The following is a 19,961-nucleotide window of genomic DNA, read 5'->3' on the forward strand; positions in this document are numbered from 1 at the left end:
GCAGAGGCGGCGCATCAGCGCTGAAAGGGACACCATGATCCAGCAGTTCGAGACCATCCAGAAGGCTTCCAAAGAGAACGTCGACGCTGCCCTGAAGGCTTTCGGCGCCACCTCGAAGGGCGTGCAGGCTCTGGCCGTCGAGGCTACCGACTACGCCAAGAAGTCGTTCGAGGCCGGCACGGCCACGATCGAGAAGCTTGCCGGCGTGAAGACGCTCGACAAGGCCATCGAGATCCAGTCGGATTACGTCAAGACCGCTTTCGAGGGCTATGTCGCCCAGGTCACCAAGGTCGGCGAGCTCTATGCCGCGATCGCCAAGGACGCCTACAAGCCGTTCGAGGGCATCGTCGCCAAGGCCGTCCCGACCCCCGCCAAGTGATCGCAGTCGAGTGATTCTGGCGCGGCCGGCTTCGCCCGGCTGCAGCTGATCACGACTTGATTTCAAGAAGCCCGGCCTCGGCCGGGCTTCTTTGCGTTTGGGCTCCGTCCGGATGCCCCTTCGCGGCAATGCTCTGGCAACTGGCGGGCGGCTCTCTGCCTGCGTCGCGTTCAGCCTGACGGCAGCGACCCGAGCCAGGAGCCGCAATGAGCCGTTCGACGATTGCCATGGACGCATCGACCGCCACCGAGGCGCCACCGGCGAACGAGTTCCGTGAGCCGCCCCGGGAGGCCTGGTACTGCGTCAAGAGTGCCGGCAGCCTGGCGACCGGCGCGATGGCGAGCGTGACCGTTCTCGGCGAGCAGGTCGTGATCGGCCGCACCAAGCTCGGCGAGCTGTTCGCCCTGCGCGATCGCTGCCCGCATCGCGGCGCGCCCTTGTCCGAGGGGCGGTTCGACGGGGTCGCGATCACCTGGCCCTTCCATGGCTGGCGCTTCGGGACCGATGGCCGCTGCCGGGCGATGCCGACGCTGGTCGATGGCGACGTCACCGATCCCGGCCAGGTCAAGGTCGGCGAATTCCCGATTCGCGAGAGCGACGGCATCATCTGGCTCTATCTCGGTCAGCGGCCGGAGCTTGCGCCGCCGGTGCCTGTCTTGGCCCTTGCGGGCAAGATGCGCTGCCGCGTCGCCGTCTCGGTTCTGGTCGAGGCCTCCTATGATCTCAGCGTGCTCAGTCTGATCGACCCCGGCCATGTCGGCTATGTCCATAACTCCTGGTGGTGGCGGCCGACCGCGACGGCACAGGAGAAGGTCAAGGACTTCGAGCCGCTGCCCTTCGGCTTCCGGATGAAGGCGCACAAGGCGGCGGCGAACTCGCGCGGCTATCGCCTGCTTGGGCGCCCGCAGACGGAGGTCGACTTCCTGCTGCCGGGCCAGCGGATCGAACGGATCCGGCTCGGCGAGCGCGCGATCATCAACGCGACCTTCGCCACGCCGATCGATGCGCGCCGGACGCTGCTGACCAATGTGCTGCTGTCGGACCTGCCGCAGCTCATGCCGCTCGCGCCGGTGATCAGATGGGCGGGGCACGCCTTCCTGCGCCAGGACCAGCGGATTCTCGAACTCGCCCAGCAGGGGCTGGAGCGCAAGCCGACCATGCTGCTGCTGGGGCAGGCCGACCGGCTGGCGCAATGGTATTTCTGCCTGAAGCGCGACTATGCCGCAGCTCGCCGGGAGGGCACGGTTTTCTCCAATCGGCTTGCTCCGGAGCGCCTGCGCTGGCGAACCTGACGGTCAGGTGCAGCTGCCAAGCCCCTGAGAAATTTGGCTATTCCGGTCGCGCTCCAGTGTTGTCCGCTGCAAAAAGGGCGCTTTGCTGTGGCATGCGCTCGGAACGGGCTGGCGAAGCGGGGGAGACGACTGTAAATTCGTGAGCGAAGCACTATCTTGATGTCAGCCTTCGGGACGGACACCTTGAGCCAAGCAGCCACGACGCCCATCGATGAGGACCTGCCAGCCGGCAACACGCCGTGCGGGGACGCGTCCTTTTTTGCGCCGCGTCTGGCATCGAAGCCGCGGGCGCCATCCGGCCCGACCGACAATGACCGCAGCGGAACCGGCACTGCGGTCCTGACCCGCACGAGGACGCGCAAGCCCAATCTCTACCGCGTGCTGATCCTCAACGACGACTACACGCCGATGGAATTCGTGGTGCATGTGCTGGAGCGGTTCTTCAACAAGGACCGGGCCGAGGCGACGCGCATCATGATGCACGTCCACCAGAATGGCGTCGGCGAATGCGGCGTCTTCACCTACGAGGTCGCGGAGACCAAGGTCACCCTGGTGATGGACCTCGCCCGCAAGCACATGCATCCGCTGCAATGCGTGATGGAGAAGAAGTAGCTTTGAACATCATCCTTTCGAAACTGGACTGGGAGCGCTGACCTTGCCGAGCTTCTCGCGCAGCCTCGAACAGGCGCTTCACCGGGCCCTCGCGCTCGCCAATGAGCGCCACCATGAATATGCGACGCTGGAACACCTGCTGCTCGCGCTGGTCGACGACCAGGACGCAGCCGCGGTGATGCGCGCCTGCAGCGTCGATCTCGACACGCTGCGCCGCAACCTCGTCGACTACATCGATGCGGAATTGACCAACCTCGTCACCGACGGGCGCGACGATTCCAAGCCGACCGCCGGCTTCCAGCGCGTGATCCAGCGCGCGGTGATCCATGTCCAGTCGTCCGGCCGGGAGGAGGTGACCGGGGCGAACGTGCTCGTGGCGATGTTCGCCGAGCGTGAGAGCCACGCCGCCTACTTCCTGCAGGAGCAGGACATGACCCGTTACGACGCGGTCAACTACATCAGCCACGGCATCGCCAAGCGCCCCGGCGCCAGCGAGAGCCGGCCCGTGCGCGGCGCCGAAGAGGAGCCGGAGCAGCGCGAGCAGCGCAGCGAGCAGGCCCAGGACGGCGACAAGGACAAGAAGAAAAAGGAAAGCGCCCTCGAGGCTTACTGCGTCAACCTCAACCGCAAGGCGCGCGACGGGCGCATCGACCCGCTGATCGGCCGCGAGGCCGAGGTGCAGCGCACCATCCAGATCCTCTGCCGCCGGCAGAAGAACAATCCGCTGCTGGTCGGCGATCCCGGCGTCGGCAAGACCGCGATCGCCGAGGGCCTGGCGCTCAAGATCGTGCGCGGCGAGGTGCCGGAGGTGCTGGAGGATGCGACCGTCTTCTCGCTCGACATGGGCACGCTGCTCGCCGGCACGCGCTATCGCGGCGACTTCGAGGAACGCCTCAAACAGGTGATGAAGGAGATCGAGCAGCACCCGAAGGCGGTCATGTTCATCGACGAGATCCATACGGTGATCGGCGCCGGTGCGACCTCGGGCGGCGCGATGGACGCCTCGAACCTGCTGAAGCCGGCGCTGGCTTCGGGCGGGCTGCGCTGCATTGGCTCGACCACCTACAAGGAATACCGCCAGTATTTCGAGAAGGACCGGGCGCTGGTTCGGCGCTTCCAGAAGATCGACGTCAACGAGCCGTCGGTGCCGGACACGATCGAGATCCTCAAGGGGCTGAAGCCCTATTTCGAGGAGTTCCACAAGCTGCGCTACACCAACGACGCCATCAAGGCGGCGGTGGAATTGTCGGCGCGCTACATCCATGACCGCAAGCTGCCGGACAAGGCGATCGACGTGATCGACGAGACCGGCGCCTCGCAGATGCTGGTGGCCGAGACCAAGCGCAAGAAGACGATCGGCGTCAAGGAGATCGAGGCGGCGATCGCGACGATGGCGCGCATCCCGGCCAAGACCGTCTCCAAGGACGATGCCGAGGTGCTGCGCAACCTCGAGACCACGCTGAAGCGCACAGTCTACGGTCAGGAGAAGGCGATCGAGGCGCTTTCCTCGTCGATCAAGCTCGCCCGCGCCGGCCTGCGCGACGGCGAGAAGCCGATCGGCTGCTATCTCTTCGCCGGCCCGACCGGCGTCGGCAAGACCGAGGTGGCGCGCCAGCTCTCGCTGTCGCTCGGCGTCGAGCTCGTGCGCTTCGACATGTCGGAATACATGGAGCGCCACACCGTCTCGCGGCTGATCGGCGCGCCTCCGGGCTATGTCGGCTTCGATCAGGGCGGCCTGCTGACCGACCAGATCGACCAGCATCCGCATTGCGTGCTGCTGCTCGACGAGATCGAGAAGGCGCATCCCGACCTGTTCAACATCCTCCTGCAGGTGATGGACCACGGCAAGCTGACCGACAACAACGGCAAGCAGGTCGATTTCAGGAACGTCATCCTGATCATGACCACCAATGCCGGTGCCGCGGACATGGCCAGGAACGCCTATGGCTTCACCCGCCAGAAGCGCGAGGGCGACGATACCGAGGCGATCAACAAGCTGTTCGCGCCGGAATTCCGCAACCGGCTCGACGCGACGGTCTCCTTCGGCCATCTGCCGAAGAACGTCGTGGCCCGCGTCGTCGACAAGTTCGTGCTGCAGCTCGAGGCGCAGCTCGCCGACCGCAACGTTACCATCGAGCTCTCTGACGAGGCGCGCGAATGGCTGGTCGAGAACGGCTATGACGAGGCGATGGGCGCCCGGCCGATGGCCCGCCTGATCCAGCAGACGATCAAGACGCCGCTTGCTGACGAGGTGCTGTTCGGCCGCCTGAAGAATGGCGGCGCGGTCAAGGTCGTAGTGATCCAGTCCGAGACCGGCATCAAGGTGCTCGGCCTCGAATTCCCCGACGGGCCGGTCAAGCCCAAACCGGAGAAGGACGTCGCCGCCGCAGCCGAGAAGCGCACGCGCAAGCCGCGGGCGAAGACGCCGGGCAAGGCCAAGGCGGCCGGCTCCGGCAGCGCCAAGCGCGGTCCGAAGCCGGATGCTCCGGTCGAGCCGCCGAAGGCGCGCAGCGTCCGTACCGTCCCGAAGGTTCCTTTGACCAAGGCCTGATCGGTGTTCTTCAAGCGCAAATCGGACAGTGTGTGGGCTCAGGAGGGAGAGGTCGCCGCGCAGGCGGCCGCTCACGCGCCCAAGGAAAAGCTCGGCTGGTTCGAGAAGCGGGCCCGCCGGCGCCGCCGGCGGATCATCTTCGAGGAAGTGCTGGGCTGGATCATGGTCCCGGCCTTCCTCTATCTGCTCTATCTCGGCTATCGCGCCGTCGGCGGCATCCCGAAGGAAGGTATGGATTTCTTCCAGGAGATCATCGGCCTCGCGATGAAGAGCTTCTGAGCCGACTTGCACTGGGCGCAAGGCCGGCGCGCGGTCTGGTGGCTGTCATGCGACCAGCGTCATGCGCTTTAAGCAAAAGGGCTCGCAGCTGCTGCGGGCCCTTTTGCGTATCTTTCGGTCCGATGATCCGATCCCCGAGCTCATGGCCTTTCGATCGCAGCAGAGCGCTCCCGCCAGGGACCGCATGCAGAGCGATGGCGAGATGACCGAGGCTGCTCCCGATCAATGGCTCAGACCATGGGCGCGCGGCTTTCGCGATGCTGCGATGCTGCCTGCCTGGGTGGTCGGGCTCTCGCTGATGGGCGTGGGCACATTGGCGCGCGATGTCGGCTATCCCGTCGAGGCCGCGGTGCTCTCGACGATCCTGGTCTGGGCCGGCCCGTCGCAGGTGCTGTTCTTCGCTTCGATCGCCGCTGGCGCCGCCTGGAGCGCCATCGCGCTCGCCATCGGCTTCGCCTCGCTGCGCTTCCTGCCGATGACAGTGGCGCTGCTGCCGCTGCTGCGCCGGCCGGGGCAGAGCGTGGCGCAGCAGATGCTGATCGCGCATTTCGTCGCCGTCACCGCCTGGGTCGAGGCGCTCAGGCGGCTGCCGAACATCCCGCCCGAGCAGCGTGTCGCCTATTTCCTCGGCTTCGCCAATGCGCTGATCGTCGTCAGCGCGTTCTGTACCTATGCGGGCTTTCATCTCGCCGGCGTGGTGCCGGCGCCGGTCGCGGCCGGATTGCTCTGCCTGACGCCGATCTTCTTCCTGTCCTCGATGGTCGCCGGGGTTCGCGGCCTCGGCGACATGGTCGCGATCGGGCTCGGTCTGGCGCTTGCGCCCGCAGCCGGCTGGGCGATCGGCGGCGGTTTCGACCTGATCGCCAGCGGCATCGTCGGCGGGAGCGTCGCCTTCCTGATCCAGCGCTGGCGCAAGGCGCGGAAGGCGGGCGCATGACCCAGCCGATCGCCTTCCTCGACGGGCCATGGTGGCCCTATCTCGCGCTCATCCTGTTCGCGGTGCTGCCGACCGAGATCTGGCGCTGGCTCGCCGTCGCCTTCGCGCGGAAGCTCGACGAGCGATCGCCCTGGCTCGAATGGGTCAGGCTGGTCGCGACCTCGCTGCTGGCCGGCGTCGTGGCCAAGCTGGTCCTGGCGGCGCCGGGTGCGCTCGCCGGCGTGCCGCTCGCGGTAAGACTGGCAGCGCTCGCCGTCGCCGTCACGGTGGTGGTCGCCTTTCGCCGCCGGGTGATGCTGGCGGTGCTTGCGGGCGAGGCGGTGCTGATCGGCGGCGCTGTCTGGCTGGTATGATCGCTCAGGCTGCCGCCAGCGAGATGTGCCGGAGCTTGTCGGGATTGCGCACGACATAGATCGCATGGACGCGCCCGTCGCGGATGTCGAGCGCGGTCGCCTGCAGGGTCTCGCCGCGTTCGAGGCTGAGATAGCCGGGCATGCCGTTGATCAGCACCGGCTTGTACAGCGTGGTCGATTTCTGCTGGCTGATCACCTTTTTGGCGATGCCGGCGAAGAAGCGCAGGACGCGCTCGATGCCGTGGAGCGGATTGAGGATCGCCAGCACCTTGCCGCCGCCGTCGCTGTGGAAGGCCACATCCTGTGCCAGCAGCGTCTGAAGGTCGCTGGTGTCGGCCTTGTGCGCGGCCTTGAAGAAGGCCTCGACGAAGCGCTTCGCTTCGGCCGGATCGATCTTGTTGCGCGGCGGCATGTCGATGCGGACATGCTCGCGGGCGCGCTTGGCGAGCTGGCGGCAGGCGCTCTCGCTGCGATCGATGGTGCGGGCGATCTCGGCGAAATCCAGCTCGAAGACGTCGTGCAGCAGGAAAGCGGCGCGCTCGAGCGGCGAAAGCCGTTCGAGCGCCAGCATCAGTGCGATCGGGGCGTCGAGCTGGGTGTCGACATCGGCTTCGGCGGCGCCGATCTCCTCGACCAGCGGCTCGGGCAGCCAGGCGCCGACATAGAACTCGCGCTTGCTGCGGGCCGATTTCATCTGGTCGAGACAGAGCCGCGTGACCGTGCGGGCGAGATAGGCGCGCGGCGCCTCGACCTCGCCCTGGGTTACGTCGCGCCAGCGCAGCCAGGCCTCCTGAACGATGTCCTCGGCATCGCTGACCGAGCCGAGCATGCGATAGGCGAGGCGGATCAGGAAACGGCGATGGGTCTCGAAGAGATCGTCCGGGGCGGTCATGGCAGCGTCTCAGGCGGCGGCCTTGGCCGGGCGGTCGTTTGGGTGGCTCGTGCGGAAGCCGATGGCGATGCGGTTCCAGGTGTTGATGGTGCCGATCAGCAGGGTGAGCTTCACGGTTTCCTCCGGACTGAAATGGCGGAGCACGTCCTCGTAAGCCTCGTCCGGCGCATGGGTCTGCGCGATCAGGGTCAGCGCGTCGGTCCAGGCGAGGGCGGCGCGCTCGCGCGGGGTATAGAGCGCCGACTCGTGCCAGGCGTCGAGCAGGAAGAGGCGGGCCGGGTTCTCGCCCTCCTTGATCGCGTCTGAGGAATGCATGTGCAGGCAATAGGCGCAGCCATTGATCTGCGACGCCCGCATCTTCACGAGGTGGATCAGGCTGTGCTCGAGGCCGCTCTCCTTGATCGAGGCTTCGAGCGCGATCATCGGCTTCATGGTGTCGGGAGCGGTGGTGTAGGGGTTGAGGCGCTTGCTCATGACGGGGCTTTCGGATCGAGGCGATTCCGGCCCGGCGACGACCGGGCCAGCAGGTTACATCGGTGCAGCGTCAGGCCGCGGCCTTCTCGCGGCGACGATCGTTCGGATGCAGCGTGCGGAAGCCGCAATTGATCCGGTTCCAGAGATTGATCATGCCGATGGCGACCGACAGGTCGACGCAATCCTTCTCGTCGAAATGCTCGCGCAATTCGGCGAAGGCCTCGTCGCTCGGGCTGCGGTCGACGAGCCGCGTCAGCTCTTCCGTCCAGCGCAGGACGGCACGCTCGCGCGGCGTGAAGAGCTCGGACTCCTCCCAGGCGCTGAGCAGGGCGATGCGGATCTCGCTCTCGCCGGCCTTGCGCGCATCGGCGATGTGCATGTGCAGGCAGTAGGCGCAGCGGTTGATCTGCGACGCCCGGATCTTCACCAGCTCGAGCAGGCTGTGCTCCAGTTTCGACTGGTTGACGTAGTCCTGCAGGCCGAGCATGGCCTTGTAGGCGTCGGGGGCGGTCTGGAAGCCGTTGAGGCGCTGGGTCATCGTAGTCTCCATCGGGTGGTGATGAAGACAGGACGAGGCAGCCAGCGCCCGCGTGACATGCTCCTCAAAGATTTTTCAGCGCAGCCCGAATTTTTTCCGCGGCCGCCGCCAGATCCTCGGGCTTCGCCATCTCGCTGGCCGGCGGCTTCATCGCAACGCCGTCATGTCGGGGAATGACGTGGACGTGCAGATGAAAGACGACCTGGCCGCCGGCGCTCTCGTTGAACTGCTGCACGGTGATGCCGTCGGCCCCGAAGGCCTGCATCTGCGCGCGGGCGATGCGCTGGGCGATGGTCGCGACATAACCGAGGTCGTCGGCGTCGATGTCAAGGATGTTGCGGGCGGGGTTCTTCGGGATCACCAGCGTGTGGCCGGGCGCGCGCGGCATGATGTCGAGAAAGGCGAGCGCCCGGTCGTCCTCGTAGACGCGATGGGCCGGCAGTTCGCCGCGCAGGATCTTGGCGAAGATGTTGTTCGGATCATAGGCGGTCATCAGCTGAATCCTGATGGTTCGAAGGAGGTCAGAGGGGGTCACCCTTGCGGAAGGGGCTCTCCTCCGCAAGCGCAGCCACTGCAGAGCCGATCTCCCGCCGTTCGCCGGGCAGATAGGCGGCGACGGCGCGGGCGAGGCCGGGATCGGCGAGGAGATGGGCCGAGCGGGTGATCACCGGGCGATAGCCGCGGGCCAGCTTGTGCTCGCCCTGGGCGCCGGCCTCGACGCGGACGAGCCTGTGCGCGATCGCGTAGTCGATGGCCTGATGATAGCAGAGCTCGAAATGCAGAAAGGGGTGGTCCTCGATGCAGCCCCAGTTGCGTCCGTAGAGCGTATTGCCGCCGCGGAAATTGATGGCGCCGGCGATGTTGCGGCCGGCGCGGCGGGCCAGCACCAGCACGATGCGCTCGCCCATGCGCTGGCCGATCTCGGAGAAGAAGCGGCGGTTGAGATAGGGCCGGCCCCATTTGCGCGAGCCAGTGTCCTCGTAGAACGCGTGGAAATCATCCCAGACGCTTTCGGTGAGATCCGAGCCGGAGAGAACGGCGACCTCGATGCCGGCCGAGAGCGCCTCGCGCCGCTCGCGCTTCAGAGCCTTGCGCTTGCGCGAGGCCAGCGTGGCGAGGAAGTCGTCGTAGCTGGCGAAGCCTTCGTTGCGCCAATGGAACTGGATGTCGTGGCGTTCGAGGAAACCTGCCTCCAGCAGCGCCGTCATGTCCGGCTCCTGCGCGAAGGTGACGTGGATCGAGGAGCCGCGCACCTGCTCGCGCAGTGCGTCGAGCCCGGCGATCAGGGCTTCGCGCGCCTCAGCGGCATGCGGCCCTTCGGCGACGAGCAGGCGCGGGCCGGTCGCGGGGGTGAAGGGAGCTGCGACCTGGATCTTCGGATAGTAGCGGCCGCCGGCGCGCATATAGGCCTCGGCCCAGCTATGGTCGAAGACGTATTCGCCCTGGCTGTGGCCCTTCACGAAGGAGGGTGCGGCGGCGATCAGGCGATCGTCCGCATCTTCGACCAGCAGATAGGCCGGCGACCAGCCGGTGCGGCCACCGACGCAGCCACTCTCTTCCAGCGCGCGCAGAAAAGCGTGCGAAACGAAGGGGTTGTCCGGGTCTGCTTGAGAGATTGAATCCGCTTGCTCTGATGACGATGAAGGCGCTTCTCCTCCCCCCTGTGGGGAGGAGAGAGAGGTGGGGGTCGTGCCGCCTGGCGATCGCTCACTCATTGGCCGCTCACCAAGCGGCACCACCCCCATCCCCAACCCTTCCCCACAAGGGGGAAGGGAGGAGCTCTTCAGGGTCGCGCTGGAGACAACCTGAAGCGAACGGGGATTGGCACAGGCGTCCCAGTCCGCGGCCGGGACGCTTTTCAGCGAGGTCGCTACGCGGACTCTGAGGCCCTCGCGCAGACCGGTTTCGCTCAAGGCAGGAAGCCCTCGAAGACCATCTGGTCGGCATGCGCGGCGGCGCGGGCGCGATCCTCCGGCGTGCGCACCGTCCAGCTCATCAGCGGCAGGCCCAGCGCCTTGCGGCAGAGGAAGGGCGCGGCGCTGGGCAGGTCCGCGACCTTCCAGGAGACGAAGTCGGGTCGGCTCTCCTCGAAATGCAGAAGATTGGCGAGGGCATGCTTCTCACTGGCCGAGAGGCGGTCGTAGTCGCCATAATTGTATTCGTTCATGGCGACGATGCCGCGGGCGAAGCCTGGCGCGAGGTCGCGCAGGGCCGCGACGATCACCGGATCGAAGGATTTCAGCACGATCGGCTGGCCCTTATAGGCTTCGAGGATCTGCGCCGTGCGCTTCGCCAGCCGCAGGTCGCCGTCGAAGCGGCTCTTGATCTCGATCACCAGCGGCGTCCGGCCGCCGATGGCATCGAGGAAGCCGGTCAGCGTCGGGATGTCGTCGCTGGCGCCCTTCAGGCCGATCTGCGCCAGCTCGGCCGCCTTTCGAGTATCGACGCGGCCGGTTTCGGCGGTCAGGCGGTCGAGGACGAAGTCGTGGAAGACGACCGCGTCCTCGTCGGCGCTGAGCTGGACGTCGCATTCGATGGCGAAATTGCCGGCAATCGCGGCGGCAGCAGCCGAGAGCGAGTTCTCGATCACGCCGCCGGCGGCATCATGCAGGCCACGATGCGCGATCGGGCGGGCGGTCAGCCAGGCTTCGGCTGCCATCAGGCGATCTCGAACATGGCTTCGACCTCGACGGCGGCGTCGGCCGGGAGGTTGGCGACGCCGACGGTCGAGCGGGCATGGCGGCCGGCATCGCCGAGCACTTCGACCATGAAGTCGGAGGCGCCGTTCATGATCGCCGGCAAAGCGGCGAAATGCGGGGCGGCGTTGATGAAGCCGCCGAGACGTACGCAGCGCTTGATCCGGCCGAGATCGCCGCCGAGCGCCGCCTTGGCCTGGGCGAGCACGTTGATGGCGCAAAGCCTGGCCGCTTCGAGCCCGGCCTCGTTGAAGATCTCGCCGCCGAGCTTGCCCTTGTGCGCGTCGGAGAGCTTGCCATCGAGGCCGAAGCAGATCTGGCCGGAGATGATCAGGAGGTTGCCGGTGATGACATAGGGAACATAGTTCGCAACCGGCGCGGCTGGGGCGGGCAGGGTGATGCCGAGGGCGGCGAGCTTGGTGTCGATGGCGTTCATGATGAGAGGCTCCCGGCCTGCGCTTGACAGGAGCCTTTCATCGCCGATGGCAGGCCGGCCCGCAAGCGCGGCTCGGCGTGGTCGATCCGCCTGCCGGGCAGGGTGGGTCAGGCGGCGGAACGCTTCGCCAGGTAGCGCTCGGCGGGCGCATTGCGCGAAAGATTGGGGCCGAGCGCCAGCCGTGCGGCGGTATAACGCTCGAAATCGGCCTGGTTAGGCAGCGACGGAATGGTGACGAGCTCGCCCTGGTCGAAGCCGGCCAGCGCGGCGTCGACCATGTCGTCGACCTCCATCACCATTTCCGGCGGGAAACCGCCGACATCGACGCCGGCCCGCGCCCAGATCTCGGTACGAGTCGCGCCGGGCAACACGGCCTGGACGCGGACGCTGGCGGCTTCGAGCTCCTTCTGCAGGGAGATGCTGAGGTTCAGCACATAGGCCTTGGTGCCGCTGTAGCTGCCGTTGAACAGCTCCGGCGCCAGGGCCAGCACCGAGGCGATGTTGACGATCGCTCCGGTCTTGCGGGTCACGAAGTTGCGAGCTGCAGCCGCGGCGAGGCGGGTCGGGGCGATGACGTTGAGCTCCAGCATGGTCTGGAAGCGGTCGATGTCGCCTTCGACCAGCGTGCCGGAGACGGACATGCCGGCATTGTTGACCAGCAGGGTCAGGCTTTTGTCGTCGCGCAGGCGCTGCTCGACCTGAGCGAGATTCGCCTTCACCGTCAGATCGGCCTTGAGCCATTCGACCTTGCGGCCGGTCTCTGAATGAAGGCGCTCGGCCAGCGCCGAGAGACGCGCCTCGTCGCGGGCGACGAGGACGAGATCATAGCCGCGGCGGGCCAATCTGTCGGCGTAGACGGCGCCGATCCCGGTCGAGGCGCCGGTGATGAGGGCCGTGCCGAGCTGCTGCGTTGCCATGTCGAATTTCCGTTCGATGTTAGTGCCATTTTTCATGATGTTCATCATGATTGAATTTACATGATCAGTGTCATATAAAGAGTCAAGAGGCTGGATCACCGATTTTTGGAAGGAGCGGATCGATGCGCGTGAGCCGCGAGCAGATGGCGGAGAATCGCGAGCGCATTCTCGATACGGCGGCGACGCTGTTCCGCGAACGCGGCTTCGACGGGGTTGGCGTCGCCGATGTGATGAAGGCGGTCGGCCTGACCCATGGCGGCTTCTACGGGCATTTTTCGTCGAAGGACGATCTCGCCGCTCAGGCGCTCGGGCGCGCCTTCGTCCACTCCGGCCAATGGGCTGCGGAGGCGAAAGCCGCGAAACCACAGGAGCCACTGCAGGCGATCGTCGATCGCTATCTGTCACCGTCGCATCGCGACGATCCCGGTCATGGCTGCCCGGTCGCAGCGCTCGGCAGCGACACTGCACGCCAAAGCGAGGCGTCGCGCCTTGCCGCAACGGAGGGGGTGCGGGCGGCGATCGAGGGCCTCTGCGCCATCACGCCCGGGGCGACCGCGGACGAGCGCAGAAGCAGCGCCATTGCGGGCTACGCCACATTGGTCGGTGCGCTCGTCCTTGCCCGCATGGTCGACGATGCAGCGCTGTCGGATGAGATTCTGGCAGCGGCCAGGGCAGGGCTTCGATCTCCGCAGAGCTGACGGTCGCAACCTCTGTTGCCCGCCTTGTTTGCGCCATTGCCGCAATGCACCTAGATTTGACGGGCTGCAGTTCGCCCCGGCTAAGAGCGCGAATCGAGGATCGGCATGAAGACGTATCGCGGCGGGATCGCAGGCCTGGCAGTGATCGCGGCGACGGGCGCCTGGGCGCAAGCGCCGGCTCCGACTTCGGCGGAGCGCGTCGTGCTGGTGCCGCACCGGGCGGTCTATGATCTCGTGCTCGACGACGGCAAGCCCTCGCGCGACATCACAACGGCGCGCGGCCGCATCGCCTTCGACTTCTCCGGCGATGCCTGCGACGGCTATGCGCTCTCCTTCCGGCAGGTCACCGAACTGACCAGCGAGGGCGGGCCGCGGGTGATCGATGCGCGCACGACGAGCTTCGAGGAAGGCGATGCCAAGAGCTATCGCTTCAAGACCGAGAGCTCGGCCGCCGGCGCACCGGCCGACATCGTCGATGGCACGGCCAAGAAGGGCGATGCCGGCTACGAGGTGCAGTTGCGTGCGCCCAAGGCCGAGACGCATCGCGAGCCGAGCGCCGCGATGTTCCCGAACGAGCAGATGAAGGCGGTGATCCAAGCGGCGCGCGAGGGCAAGAACACCCTCAATGTGCGCCTCTATGACGGCGCCAACAGCGGCAAGGACGTCTACGACACGCTCTCGGTGATCGGCCGCAAGATCACGACGCCGGCCGCCGAGGCGCCGCTGCGCAAGCCGGAGTTCGAGAAGCTCGCGCGCTGGCCGGTGACGGTCTCGTATTTCAAGGTCGGTTCCGGCGAGAGCACACCGGCTTACACCGTGTCCTTCGAGCTCTATGAGAACGGCGTCACCGGCGCGATCAGGCTCGATTACGGCTCGTTCGCGCTGCGCGGCACGCTCACGCGTCTGGATCTGCTTCCGACGAGCGAGTGCTCGAAGTAGTACGGCGGCGCGTATCGCGCAGCGACAGGCCCTTCCCGATCGCGGCGTCGCCGAACTTGGCGCGGACCTTGTCGAGGGCGCTTTCCATCGCTTTCAGCTTCGGTGTCTCCTGATCGGCGAGATCGCCGCGATCGGCCTCGGCCGGGTTGAAAAAATCGCTCATGCCGATGCCGATAAGCCGGTAGCGCGGCCCGGTGCATTCGCGCCTGAGCAAATCGCGCCCGGCGGAAAAGAGGCGCGCCGCGAGCTGGCTCGGCTCGGGCAGGCGCGCGGCGCGGGTGATGATCTGGAAGTCGTGGGTCTTGAGCTTGAGGGTGACGGTGCGCCCAGCGAGTTCCTGCGCCTTCAATCGCTGCGAGGTCCGCTCGCAGAGCCGCCAGAGGATCGGCTCCAGCTCCTCGAAGCCGGCGAGGTCGACATCGAGCGTCGTCTCGGATGAGACGGTCTTGGCCTCGTGCTCGACCGTGACCTTGCGCGGGTCGATGCCCAGCGCGAGGTTGCGCAGGCGCGGCCCGTCCTTGCCGACCAGGCGGTAGAGCGTCGCGATCTCGGCCTTGGCGAGGTCGCCGATGACGCGGAAGCCCGATTGCGCCAGCTTCGCCGCGCCGGCCTTGCCGATGCCGGGGATCATTCCGACGGGCTTGTTGGCGAGGAAGGCGACAGCCTCGGCCTGGCCGATGATCGAGAAGCCGCGCGGCTTGTCGAGATCGGAGGCGACCTTGGCGAGGAACTTGGCGTAGGAGAGCCCGACCGAAATGGTGATGCCGATCTCGTCCTCGATCCGGCGCTGGAAGCGGGCGAGGGTGAGCGCCGGGCTGGCATGATGGAGGCGCTGCGTGCCACCGAGATCGAGGAAGGCCTCGTCGATCGAGAGCGGCTCGACCAGCGGTGTCAATTCCTGCATCAGCCTGCGGACCTGGCGGCCGACTGCGACGTATTTCGCCATGTTCGGCTTGATCACGACTGCTTCCGGGCAAGCTTTCAAAGCTTTGAACATCGGCATGGCCGAGCGCACGCCGGACATGCGGGCGATGTAGCAACAGGTCGAGACCACGCCGCGCTTGCCGCCGCCGATGATCACCGGCTTGTCGAGCAGGGAGGGATCGTCGCGCTTCTCGATGGCGGCATAGAAGGCGTCGCAATCGATATGGGCGAGATGCAGGCTGTCGCGTTCGGCATGGCGCAGCAGGCGCGGCGAGCCGCAGGATGGGCAGCGGCGCACCGGCGCGCGCGTCTCGTCATGATCGCGCAGGCAGTCGCGGCAGAGCGCCCGGGCTGAGACGGCGATGCCGACCTCGTCGCTCACGGCTCGTAGGCTTCGGGCGGGCCGGCGAGAGTTTCGCGCGCCTGCGCCACCATTTCGGGCTTCAGGTGCAGATTTCCGGCAAACTCGAGCAGCAGCGAATCGCTGGCGCAGAGATGGTCGAGGACGCCGAGGAGGAAGCCTGGTTCCTGAGCGGCGCTGCGCAGGGTTGCAGGGCCGAGGCCGGTGACGGCCAGGAACGGTTCCAGGCGTTCCGGCTCGGAAGCCAGGAAGGCGAGGGCCTTGAGCGCGAGGGTCTGGGCTTCCTCGCTGGTGATCGGGTGCGGCATGGCCATCTATCTATGATCGACGAGTCGGGTTTCGGGTTTGCGTTTCGTCAACTGCTCGCATGTTAAACCTAACACTGAACGCGGCCGACAGCCTGGGGAATCCGACATCGGATGATCGGGACTGTGCGGACTGGGGGACAGATGAAGAAGACGGTTCTGATCGTCGAGGACAACGAGCTCAACATGAAGCTCTTCAACGACCTGTTGGAGGCCCATGGCTATGCGACGCTCAAGACGGCCGATGGCATCGAGGCGATCGAGCTGGCGCGCACGCATCATCCCGATCTGATCCTGATGGACATCCAGCTGCCGGAAGTCTCCGGGCTGGAGGTGACGAAGTGGATCAAGGAGGACGACGCGCTGAAGTCGATCCCCGTGATCGCGGTGACCGCCTTCGCGATGAAGGGTGACGAGGAACGCATCCGGGAGGGCGGCTGCGAGGCCTATATCTCGAAGCCGATCTCGGTAGGCAAGTTCCTCGAGACGGTGCGCGCCTATGTCGGCACGGCCTGAAGGGAACCGCTGAGCCATGTCAGCCCGGGTCCTGGTCGTCGACGACATTCCCGCGAATGTGAAGCTGCTCGAAGCCAAGCTAGGCGCCGAGTATTTTGACGTCATCACCGCGACGAACGGCATCGATGCGCTGGCGATCTGCGAGCGCGGCGAGGCGGACATCGTCCTGCTCGACGTGATGATGCCCGGCATGAACGGCTTCGAGGTCTGCCGTCGGCTGAAGCACAGTGCGACCACCGCCCATATCCCGGTGGTGATCGTGACAGCGCTCGACCAGCCGAGCGACCGGCTGAAGGGGCTCGATGCCGGCGCCGACGACTTCCTGACCAAGCCGATCGACGACACGGCTCTGTTTGCACGGGTGCGCAGCCTGGTCCGGCTGAAATCGGTCACTGACGAGTTGCGCCAGCGCGCGCTCGCCTCGCGCCAGCTCGGCATCGCCGATCCGCTGGCCGCGGCCGCGGCAGAAACCGGGCTCAACGGCCGCGTCCTCCTGATCGAGGACCGGCCGCTGATCGCCGAGCGCCTGACACAGGCGCTGTCTGCCTTTCACTCGATCGAGACGGAAACCGATGCGCAGGCCGCGCTCGCGCGCGCCGCCGAGGGCGATTTCGAGATCGTCCTGGTGAGCCTCGATCTGCAGAACTATGACGGCTTGAGGCTGTGCAGCCAGCTGCGCTCGCTGGAGCGCACGCGCAATCTCTCCGTGCTGCTGCTCGGCGAGGCCGAAGACAAGTCCCGCGTGCTTCGCGGCCTGGAGATCGGCGCGCACGACTTCCTGGTCCGGCCGATCGACCGCAACGAGTTGCTCGCGCGCGCCCGGACACTGGTCCGCCGCAAGCGCTTCGCCGAGCGGCTGCGCGACAGCGTGCAGTCCTCGATGGAAATGGCGGTGATGGACCAGCTCACGGGCCTCCATAACCGCCGCTATCTCGACAGCCGGCTTTCGGCCCTCTTCGACGAGTCGGCCCTCAGGGCGCGGGCACTGTCGCTCCTGGTGCTCGACGTCGATCGCTTCAAGGTCGTCAACGACAGCTGGGGCCACGATGCCGGCGACGAGGTCCTGCGCGAATTCGCTGACCGGATCCGCGCCTGCACGCGCGGCATCGACCTGGTGGCCCGCATGGGCGGCGAGGAGATCGTCGTCGTGCTGCCAGACACCGCGCTCGAGGCTGCGCGGGCCGTTGCCGAACGCATCCGGGAACGGGTCGAGGGCGAAGCCTTTCAGATCCAGCGCGGGCAGCGCGCGATCACGGTGACGGTGTCGATCGGGGTCGCCAGCCGGCGGGCGGGCGATGCCGGGCCGGTCGAGATGATGAAGCGGGCCGACGAGGCGGTCTACCGGGCCAAGGCTGCCGGCCGCAACCGCGTCATCGTCGCCAGCGCCGCCTGAATGGCCACGGCGGGCGAGGTAAGGTTTCCAAGTAGGGTTAAGTTTCGATGAATAATGGTGAATCAATCGTCTCCGATTGATTCGGAGGGGCTTCCGCGTAGGGTGATTTCCAAGAGAACGGTTGCCGAGCAGCCGTCCGGAACGCCCTTCGGAAGCCCAGGTTCCGCCGCATCTCCTGGGTCACCGCTGGGCTCGGCCGGTCGATGACGGGATCCTGGCCTCCTCAGCCCCGTCGTCGGCCGGCCACCTCGTTTTCGGGGTCGTCGCCTCAGCGCAGATAGCGCTCGATGATCTCCGGTATCCAGTAGCCGAGTGCGCCGAAGCCGACGAGCAGCAGGACCAGGAGCAGCGCGGCCCGCACGCGATGTGTCCAGCGGCGCGACTCGTCGACCTCGACAATCAGGCGCAGGAAGCCCCGTACCAGTCCGCCCGGGCGCGGCGGCGGTTCGACTGAAGCGGGGCCGTTGCTCAAGCGATGCTCCTGCGGATGGGCGGGCTGCGCCGCCCGGGCAAGTTAGAAGATCGCTACGGCCGGCGCCAGCGAGTTCGCGCGGGACCGGAGCGAACTGCCCGCGTCGAAGGCGCCTGGCAAATGCATCGGCGAATACTGGTCAAGAACTAGGCGCCGGGCGGCCTGCAAGACTGCATTAACGATCGTCGTCTCATGCTAATCTAATAACGATTCGCACGCCCTGCTATTCGGCTGCGAAGCTGCTGGCCTGACATCTTTGCAAAAGCCGACGCCGATCCGGCCGGCATGGCCTCATCGGCAAGCGGACTCCAAGGAGCGATCCATGCGTCTCATCGCATTGGCGCTCTGCCTCGCATTGCTGCCGTGGGGCGGAGGGCCTGTTCACGCGCATAGCTGGTACCCCTACGATTGTTGTAGCGACCGCGATTGCTGGCCGATGGGGCTCGACGCCGATGCGCGCGAGCCCGAGCCGCGCATCGTTCCGGGCGGATACCTGACCCATGACGGGCACTTCGTCGCCGAGCAGAGCACGCGCGTCTCCAAGGACGGTCGCTTCCACATCTGCCGAAGCGGCGGGATGTTGACCGGCTCGGTGATCGCGCCGTCGCAGCGGCCGATCTGCCTGTTCGTGCCGAAGCCGGCCTTCTGACGAGGAGCGGCCGGGCGATGTTGGGGGGGGCGACCGTCTCCGGCGGCACGCTGGCCGGGACCACGACGCGCCTGCAGGGCGCAATCCAATCGATGCGGCCCTGGTGTTCGACCAGAGCAATACGGAACTTGCGCCGGTGTCCGGCATGGCTTCGTCACCAAGCGCGGTAGCGGCGTCGTCACCTTCACGGGTTCGAGCAGCCTCACCGGCCAGACATCGGTCGAAGCGGGCTCGCTGTCCGTCTACCCTCAAGGGACGCGTCGAGATGCGGTTCTGAAGAGGGAGCCGCCGGCGCGAATGCGCCGATTGAATTTGCGTCGCTATGGAGCAAATCTGTGAGCTGCCGAGTTATCGGATGGCAGCCACGGTCCGACCTCGCGATCGTCGCCTGCAGGTCATCATGGCCCGTCGTTAAGAAGAATGGAGACAGCAGCCATGGCGGAAAACGGCAATCACGAAGCGCTGGACGATCTGATTGCGCTCCTGCGCCGACAAATTTCCGACCTGACGGAACAGGCTGCCGCCGCATCCGGCTCCGGGAGCGAAGAGAGATTGTCGGATCTGCTCAACGAGAAGCAGGATCGCCTCAACGAGCTGCTGAAAGAGCGCTCGGCCGGGGAAAGATGACGTCGCAAGCAGTCGCTGGGCGCGCCGCGCTACAGCGAACGGTCAGGCTCAGTTCTGCCCGCCATTGGCGACGCACCGGTCGATGGCCTTGCGCGACACCTTAGCATCCTTGCCGAGCCCCTGGCTCTTCTGGATGGCCTCGCGGCACTTACGGCGCGGGTCATCCGCCGTTCGCTTGGCTGCCATTGCATCGGCTATCAGGAGGGGTGTGCAGAACAGGCTCAAGGCGATGGCCGAACGCAGCGTTTTCATGCGGATACTCCCCACTCGTAGCTGAAGGCGTCTCGGCTCAGGAAAGCAGGCGGGCAAAACCGACACAATCCCCCAAACAGGTTAGGGGTATGCCCTGCCCAAAACGAAAAAACCGCCCTGCGAAGGGCGGTTTTTCTAAACCAGTCAAGCAGTTAGGCGAAACGCCTTACTTGATCTTGGTTTCCTTGAACTCGACGTGCTTGCGCGCGACAGGGTCGTACTTCTTCTTGGACATCTTCTCGGTCATGGTCCGCGAGTTCTTCTTGGTCACGTAGAAGTACCCGGTGTCCGCGGTCGAGATGAGCTTGATCTTGATGGTCACGGCCTTGGCCATGGCGGAGCCCTCGAATAGGTGGGGCCGCCGTCGGCCCGCGCAGAAAACAAAATGGCCGGGCGAGCCCGGCAATCCGATGGGCGGGGAATGCCGTATCGGCGTGGGTAAGTCAAGGAATATCGGGCGGGCATACGG

Annotated in this window: 26 protein-coding genes and 1 pseudogene; 14 read left to right on the forward strand and 13 right to left on the reverse strand. The window is 66.3% G+C overall.

The features are described from left to right. Positions 1 to 34: 34 nt before the first annotated feature. From V7S63_RS00215 to V7S63_RS00245, 7 genes are all read left to right on the forward strand, one after another. Complete coding sequence (locus tag V7S63_RS00215; RefSeq protein ID WP_091842063.1) at positions 35 to 379, forward strand: phasin family protein; 345 nt, start codon at positions 35 to 37, stop codon at positions 377 to 379. Positions 380 to 585: 206 nt separating this feature from the next. Further along, positions 586 to 1,671, forward strand: coding sequence for an aromatic ring-hydroxylating dioxygenase subunit alpha (locus tag V7S63_RS00220; RefSeq protein WP_336528799.1), 1,086 nt, complete (start codon positions 586 to 588; stop codon positions 1,669 to 1,671). A gap of 270 nt (positions 1,672 to 1,941) precedes the next feature. After that, on the forward strand, positions 1,942 to 2,283 hold the full coding sequence (gene clpS / locus V7S63_RS00225) for an ATP-dependent Clp protease adapter ClpS (protein WP_244544047.1): 342 nt from the start codon (positions 1,942 to 1,944) through the stop codon (positions 2,281 to 2,283). A 43-nt stretch (positions 2,284 to 2,326) separates the two neighbouring features. Beyond that, complete coding sequence (gene clpA, locus V7S63_RS00230; RefSeq protein ID WP_091842057.1) at positions 2,327 to 4,834, forward strand: ATP-dependent Clp protease ATP-binding subunit ClpA; 2,508 nt, start codon at positions 2,327 to 2,329, stop codon at positions 4,832 to 4,834. Positions 4,835 to 4,837: 3 nt separating this feature from the next. After that, positions 4,838 to 5,113 (forward strand): hypothetical protein, encoded by a 276-nt coding sequence (locus tag V7S63_RS00235; protein WP_336528800.1) that lies wholly within the window; start codon positions 4,838 to 4,840, stop codon positions 5,111 to 5,113. Positions 5,114 to 5,315: 202 nt separating this feature from the next. Continuing rightward, a complete protein-coding gene (locus V7S63_RS00240; protein WP_336528801.1) occupies positions 5,316 to 6,050 on the forward strand; it encodes an AzlC family ABC transporter permease in 735 nt (244 codons plus the stop codon). Then, positions 6,047 to 6,403 carry an AzlD domain-containing protein gene (locus tag V7S63_RS00245; RefSeq protein ID WP_336528802.1) on the forward strand — a complete coding sequence of 119 codons (357 nt, stop codon included), beginning with the start codon at positions 6,047 to 6,049 and terminating at the stop codon, positions 6,401 to 6,403. The genes V7S63_RS00240 and V7S63_RS00245 overlap by 4 nt, the downstream gene beginning before the upstream one ends. A 4-nt stretch (positions 6,404 to 6,407) precedes the next feature. Here the strand turns inward: V7S63_RS00245 and V7S63_RS00250 are convergent, their stop codons facing one another. The 8 genes from V7S63_RS00250 to V7S63_RS00285 all read right to left on the reverse strand — a co-directional run bounded on the left by V7S63_RS00250 (position 6,408) and on the right by V7S63_RS00285 (position 12,356). Beyond that, positions 6,408 to 7,295, reverse strand: coding sequence for a sigma-70 family RNA polymerase sigma factor (locus tag V7S63_RS00250; protein ID WP_336528803.1), 888 nt, complete (start codon positions 7,293 to 7,295; stop codon positions 6,408 to 6,410). A gap of 9 nt (positions 7,296 to 7,304) precedes the next feature. Continuing rightward, a complete protein-coding gene (locus tag V7S63_RS00255; protein ID WP_100959636.1) occupies positions 7,305 to 7,769 on the reverse strand; it encodes a carboxymuconolactone decarboxylase family protein in 465 nt (154 codons plus the stop codon). 70 nt (positions 7,770 to 7,839) lie between these two features. Continuing rightward, a complete protein-coding gene (locus V7S63_RS00260) occupies positions 7,840 to 8,307 on the reverse strand; it encodes a carboxymuconolactone decarboxylase family protein (protein ID WP_100959637.1) in 468 nt (155 codons plus the stop codon). A gap of 64 nt (positions 8,308 to 8,371) precedes the next feature. Beyond that, positions 8,372 to 8,800 carry an HIT family protein gene (locus tag V7S63_RS00265; protein WP_091842038.1) on the reverse strand — a complete coding sequence of 143 codons (429 nt, stop codon included), beginning with the start codon at positions 8,798 to 8,800 and terminating at the stop codon, positions 8,372 to 8,374. A 28-nt stretch (positions 8,801 to 8,828) separates the two neighbouring features. Then, positions 8,829 to 10,022 (reverse strand): GNAT family N-acetyltransferase, encoded by a 1,194-nt coding sequence (locus V7S63_RS00270; RefSeq protein WP_336528804.1) that lies wholly within the window; start codon positions 10,020 to 10,022, stop codon positions 8,829 to 8,831. A gap of 194 nt (positions 10,023 to 10,216) precedes the next feature. Beyond that, positions 10,217 to 10,966, reverse strand: a complete 750-nt coding sequence (locus tag V7S63_RS00275; RefSeq protein ID WP_336528805.1) for a glycerophosphodiester phosphodiesterase family protein — start codon at positions 10,964 to 10,966, stop codon at positions 10,217 to 10,219. Beyond that, complete coding sequence (locus tag V7S63_RS00280; protein ID WP_091842033.1) at positions 10,966 to 11,439, reverse strand: RidA family protein; 474 nt, start codon at positions 11,437 to 11,439, stop codon at positions 10,966 to 10,968. The genes V7S63_RS00275 and V7S63_RS00280 overlap by 1 nt, the downstream gene beginning before the upstream one ends. Before the next feature lie 107 nt (positions 11,440 to 11,546). Continuing rightward, on the reverse strand, positions 11,547 to 12,356 hold the full coding sequence (locus V7S63_RS00285) for an SDR family NAD(P)-dependent oxidoreductase (protein WP_336528806.1): 810 nt from the start codon (positions 12,354 to 12,356) through the stop codon (positions 11,547 to 11,549). A gap of 122 nt (positions 12,357 to 12,478) precedes the next feature. Between V7S63_RS00285 and V7S63_RS00290 the strand changes: the two genes are divergently transcribed. Continuing rightward, entirely contained in the window at positions 12,479 to 13,054 is a 576-nt protein-coding gene (locus tag V7S63_RS00290) for a TetR/AcrR family transcriptional regulator (RefSeq protein ID WP_336528807.1), read from the forward strand. 105 nt (positions 13,055 to 13,159) lie between these two features. Continuing rightward, positions 13,160 to 13,993, forward strand: a complete 834-nt coding sequence (locus V7S63_RS00295) for a cell envelope integrity EipB family protein (protein WP_336528808.1) — start codon at positions 13,160 to 13,162, stop codon at positions 13,991 to 13,993. Here V7S63_RS00295 and V7S63_RS00300 read toward each other — a convergent pair. Beyond that, the gene (locus tag V7S63_RS00300) at positions 13,950 to 15,299 is read right to left on the reverse strand and encodes a DNA polymerase IV (protein WP_336528809.1); all 1,350 of its coding nucleotides are present in this window, start codon (positions 15,297 to 15,299) and stop codon (positions 13,950 to 13,952) included. The genes V7S63_RS00295 and V7S63_RS00300 overlap by 44 nt on opposite strands. Beyond that, positions 15,296 to 15,592, reverse strand: a complete 297-nt coding sequence (locus V7S63_RS00305; RefSeq protein ID WP_336528810.1) for a DUF3572 domain-containing protein — start codon at positions 15,590 to 15,592, stop codon at positions 15,296 to 15,298. Before V7S63_RS00305 ends, V7S63_RS00300 begins: the two co-directional genes overlap by 4 nt. A 135-nt stretch (positions 15,593 to 15,727) precedes the next feature. On the opposite strand from V7S63_RS00305, the gene V7S63_RS00310 reads away from it, so the two are divergent. Continuing rightward, the gene (locus V7S63_RS00310) at positions 15,728 to 16,099 is read left to right on the forward strand and encodes a response regulator (RefSeq protein ID WP_091842024.1); all 372 of its coding nucleotides are present in this window, start codon (positions 15,728 to 15,730) and stop codon (positions 16,097 to 16,099) included. 16 nt (positions 16,100 to 16,115) lie between these two features. Further along, positions 16,116 to 17,492, forward strand: coding sequence for a PleD family two-component system response regulator (locus V7S63_RS00315; protein WP_091842022.1), 1,377 nt, complete (start codon positions 16,116 to 16,118; stop codon positions 17,490 to 17,492). 268 nt (positions 17,493 to 17,760) lie between these two features. Here V7S63_RS00315 and V7S63_RS00320 read toward each other — a convergent pair whose 3' ends face one another. Then, a complete protein-coding gene (locus tag V7S63_RS00320; RefSeq protein WP_091842020.1) occupies positions 17,761 to 17,964 on the reverse strand; it encodes a hypothetical protein in 204 nt (67 codons plus the stop codon). A gap of 322 nt (positions 17,965 to 18,286) precedes the next feature. Here V7S63_RS00320 and V7S63_RS00325 point away from each other — a divergent pair, with 322 nt between their 5' ends. From V7S63_RS00325 to V7S63_RS00330, 3 genes and pseudogenes are all read left to right on the forward strand, one after another. Beyond that, complete coding sequence (locus V7S63_RS00325; protein ID WP_244544037.1) at positions 18,287 to 18,613, forward strand: hypothetical protein; 327 nt, start codon at positions 18,287 to 18,289, stop codon at positions 18,611 to 18,613. A gap of 165 nt (positions 18,614 to 18,778) precedes the next feature. Further along, a pseudogene (locus V7S63_RS28715) lies at positions 18,779 to 18,952 on the forward strand (hypothetical protein); the annotation flags it as partial. Positions 18,953 to 19,048: 96 nt separating this feature from the next. After that, positions 19,049 to 19,240 (forward strand): hypothetical protein, encoded by a 192-nt coding sequence (locus tag V7S63_RS00330; RefSeq protein ID WP_091842015.1) that lies wholly within the window; start codon positions 19,049 to 19,051, stop codon positions 19,238 to 19,240. A 48-nt stretch (positions 19,241 to 19,288) separates the two neighbouring features. Here V7S63_RS00330 and V7S63_RS00335 read toward each other — a convergent pair whose 3' ends face one another. Further along, the gene (locus V7S63_RS00335) at positions 19,289 to 19,492 is read right to left on the reverse strand and encodes a hypothetical protein (RefSeq protein WP_336528811.1); all 204 of its coding nucleotides are present in this window, start codon (positions 19,490 to 19,492) and stop codon (positions 19,289 to 19,291) included. A 166-nt stretch (positions 19,493 to 19,658) separates the two neighbouring features. Next, positions 19,659 to 19,826, reverse strand: a complete 168-nt coding sequence (gene rpmG, locus V7S63_RS00340) for a 50S ribosomal protein L33 (RefSeq protein WP_091828458.1) — start codon at positions 19,824 to 19,826, stop codon at positions 19,659 to 19,661. Positions 19,827 to 19,961 lie beyond the last annotated feature (135 nt).

Source organism: Allobosea sp. CCNWLY174 (assembly GCF_037120455.1).
Lineage (GTDB): Bacteria > Pseudomonadota > Alphaproteobacteria > Rhizobiales > Beijerinckiaceae > Allobosea > Allobosea lupini.

Coding starts and splice junctions, on each gene's coding strand:
- V7S63_RS00260 (WP_100959637.1), bottom strand. CDS start 8,307: ATGACCCAGCGCCTCAACGGCTTCCAGACCGCCCCCGACGCCTACAAG.
- V7S63_RS00305 (WP_336528810.1), bottom strand. CDS start 15,592: ATGGCCATGCCGCACCCGATCACCAGCGAGGAAGCCCAGACCCTCGCG.
- V7S63_RS00295 (WP_336528808.1), top strand. CDS start 13,160: ATGAAGACGTATCGCGGCGGGATCGCAGGCCTGGCAGTGATCGCGGCG.
- V7S63_RS00270 (WP_336528804.1), bottom strand. CDS start 10,022: ATGAGTGAGCGATCGCCAGGCGGCACGACCCCCACCTCTCTCTCCTCC.
- V7S63_RS00310 (WP_091842024.1), top strand. CDS start 15,728: ATGAAGAAGACGGTTCTGATCGTCGAGGACAACGAGCTCAACATGAAG.
- V7S63_RS00315 (WP_091842022.1), top strand. CDS start 16,116: ATGTCAGCCCGGGTCCTGGTCGTCGACGACATTCCCGCGAATGTGAAG.
- rpmG (WP_091828458.1), bottom strand. CDS start 19,826: ATGGCCAAGGCCGTGACCATCAAGATCAAGCTCATCTCGACCGCGGAC.
- V7S63_RS00250 (WP_336528803.1), bottom strand. CDS start 7,295: ATGACCGCCCCGGACGATCTCTTCGAGACCCATCGCCGTTTCCTGATC.
- V7S63_RS00280 (WP_091842033.1), bottom strand. CDS start 11,439: ATGAACGCCATCGACACCAAGCTCGCCGCCCTCGGCATCACCCTGCCC.
- V7S63_RS00265 (WP_091842038.1), bottom strand. CDS start 8,800: ATGACCGCCTATGATCCGAACAACATCTTCGCCAAGATCCTGCGCGGC.
- V7S63_RS00220 (WP_336528799.1), top strand. CDS start 586: ATGAGCCGTTCGACGATTGCCATGGACGCATCGACCGCCACCGAGGCG.
- V7S63_RS00255 (WP_100959636.1), bottom strand. CDS start 7,769: ATGAGCAAGCGCCTCAACCCCTACACCACCGCTCCCGACACCATGAAG.
- V7S63_RS00215 (WP_091842063.1), top strand. CDS start 35: ATGATCCAGCAGTTCGAGACCATCCAGAAGGCTTCCAAAGAGAACGTC.
- V7S63_RS00330 (WP_091842015.1), top strand. CDS start 19,049: ATGGCGGAAAACGGCAATCACGAAGCGCTGGACGATCTGATTGCGCTC.
- V7S63_RS00275 (WP_336528805.1), bottom strand. CDS start 10,966: ATGGCAGCCGAAGCCTGGCTGACCGCCCGCCCGATCGCGCATCGTGGC.
- V7S63_RS00335 (WP_336528811.1), bottom strand. CDS start 19,492: ATGAAAACGCTGCGTTCGGCCATCGCCTTGAGCCTGTTCTGCACACCC.
- V7S63_RS00325 (WP_244544037.1), top strand. CDS start 18,287: ATGCGTCTCATCGCATTGGCGCTCTGCCTCGCATTGCTGCCGTGGGGC.
- V7S63_RS00245 (WP_336528802.1), top strand. CDS start 6,047: ATGACCCAGCCGATCGCCTTCCTCGACGGGCCATGGTGGCCCTATCTC.
- V7S63_RS00240 (WP_336528801.1), top strand. CDS start 5,316: ATGACCGAGGCTGCTCCCGATCAATGGCTCAGACCATGGGCGCGCGGC.
- V7S63_RS00290 (WP_336528807.1), top strand. CDS start 12,479: ATGCGCGTGAGCCGCGAGCAGATGGCGGAGAATCGCGAGCGCATTCTC.
- V7S63_RS00285 (WP_336528806.1), bottom strand. CDS start 12,356: ATGGCAACGCAGCAGCTCGGCACGGCCCTCATCACCGGCGCCTCGACC.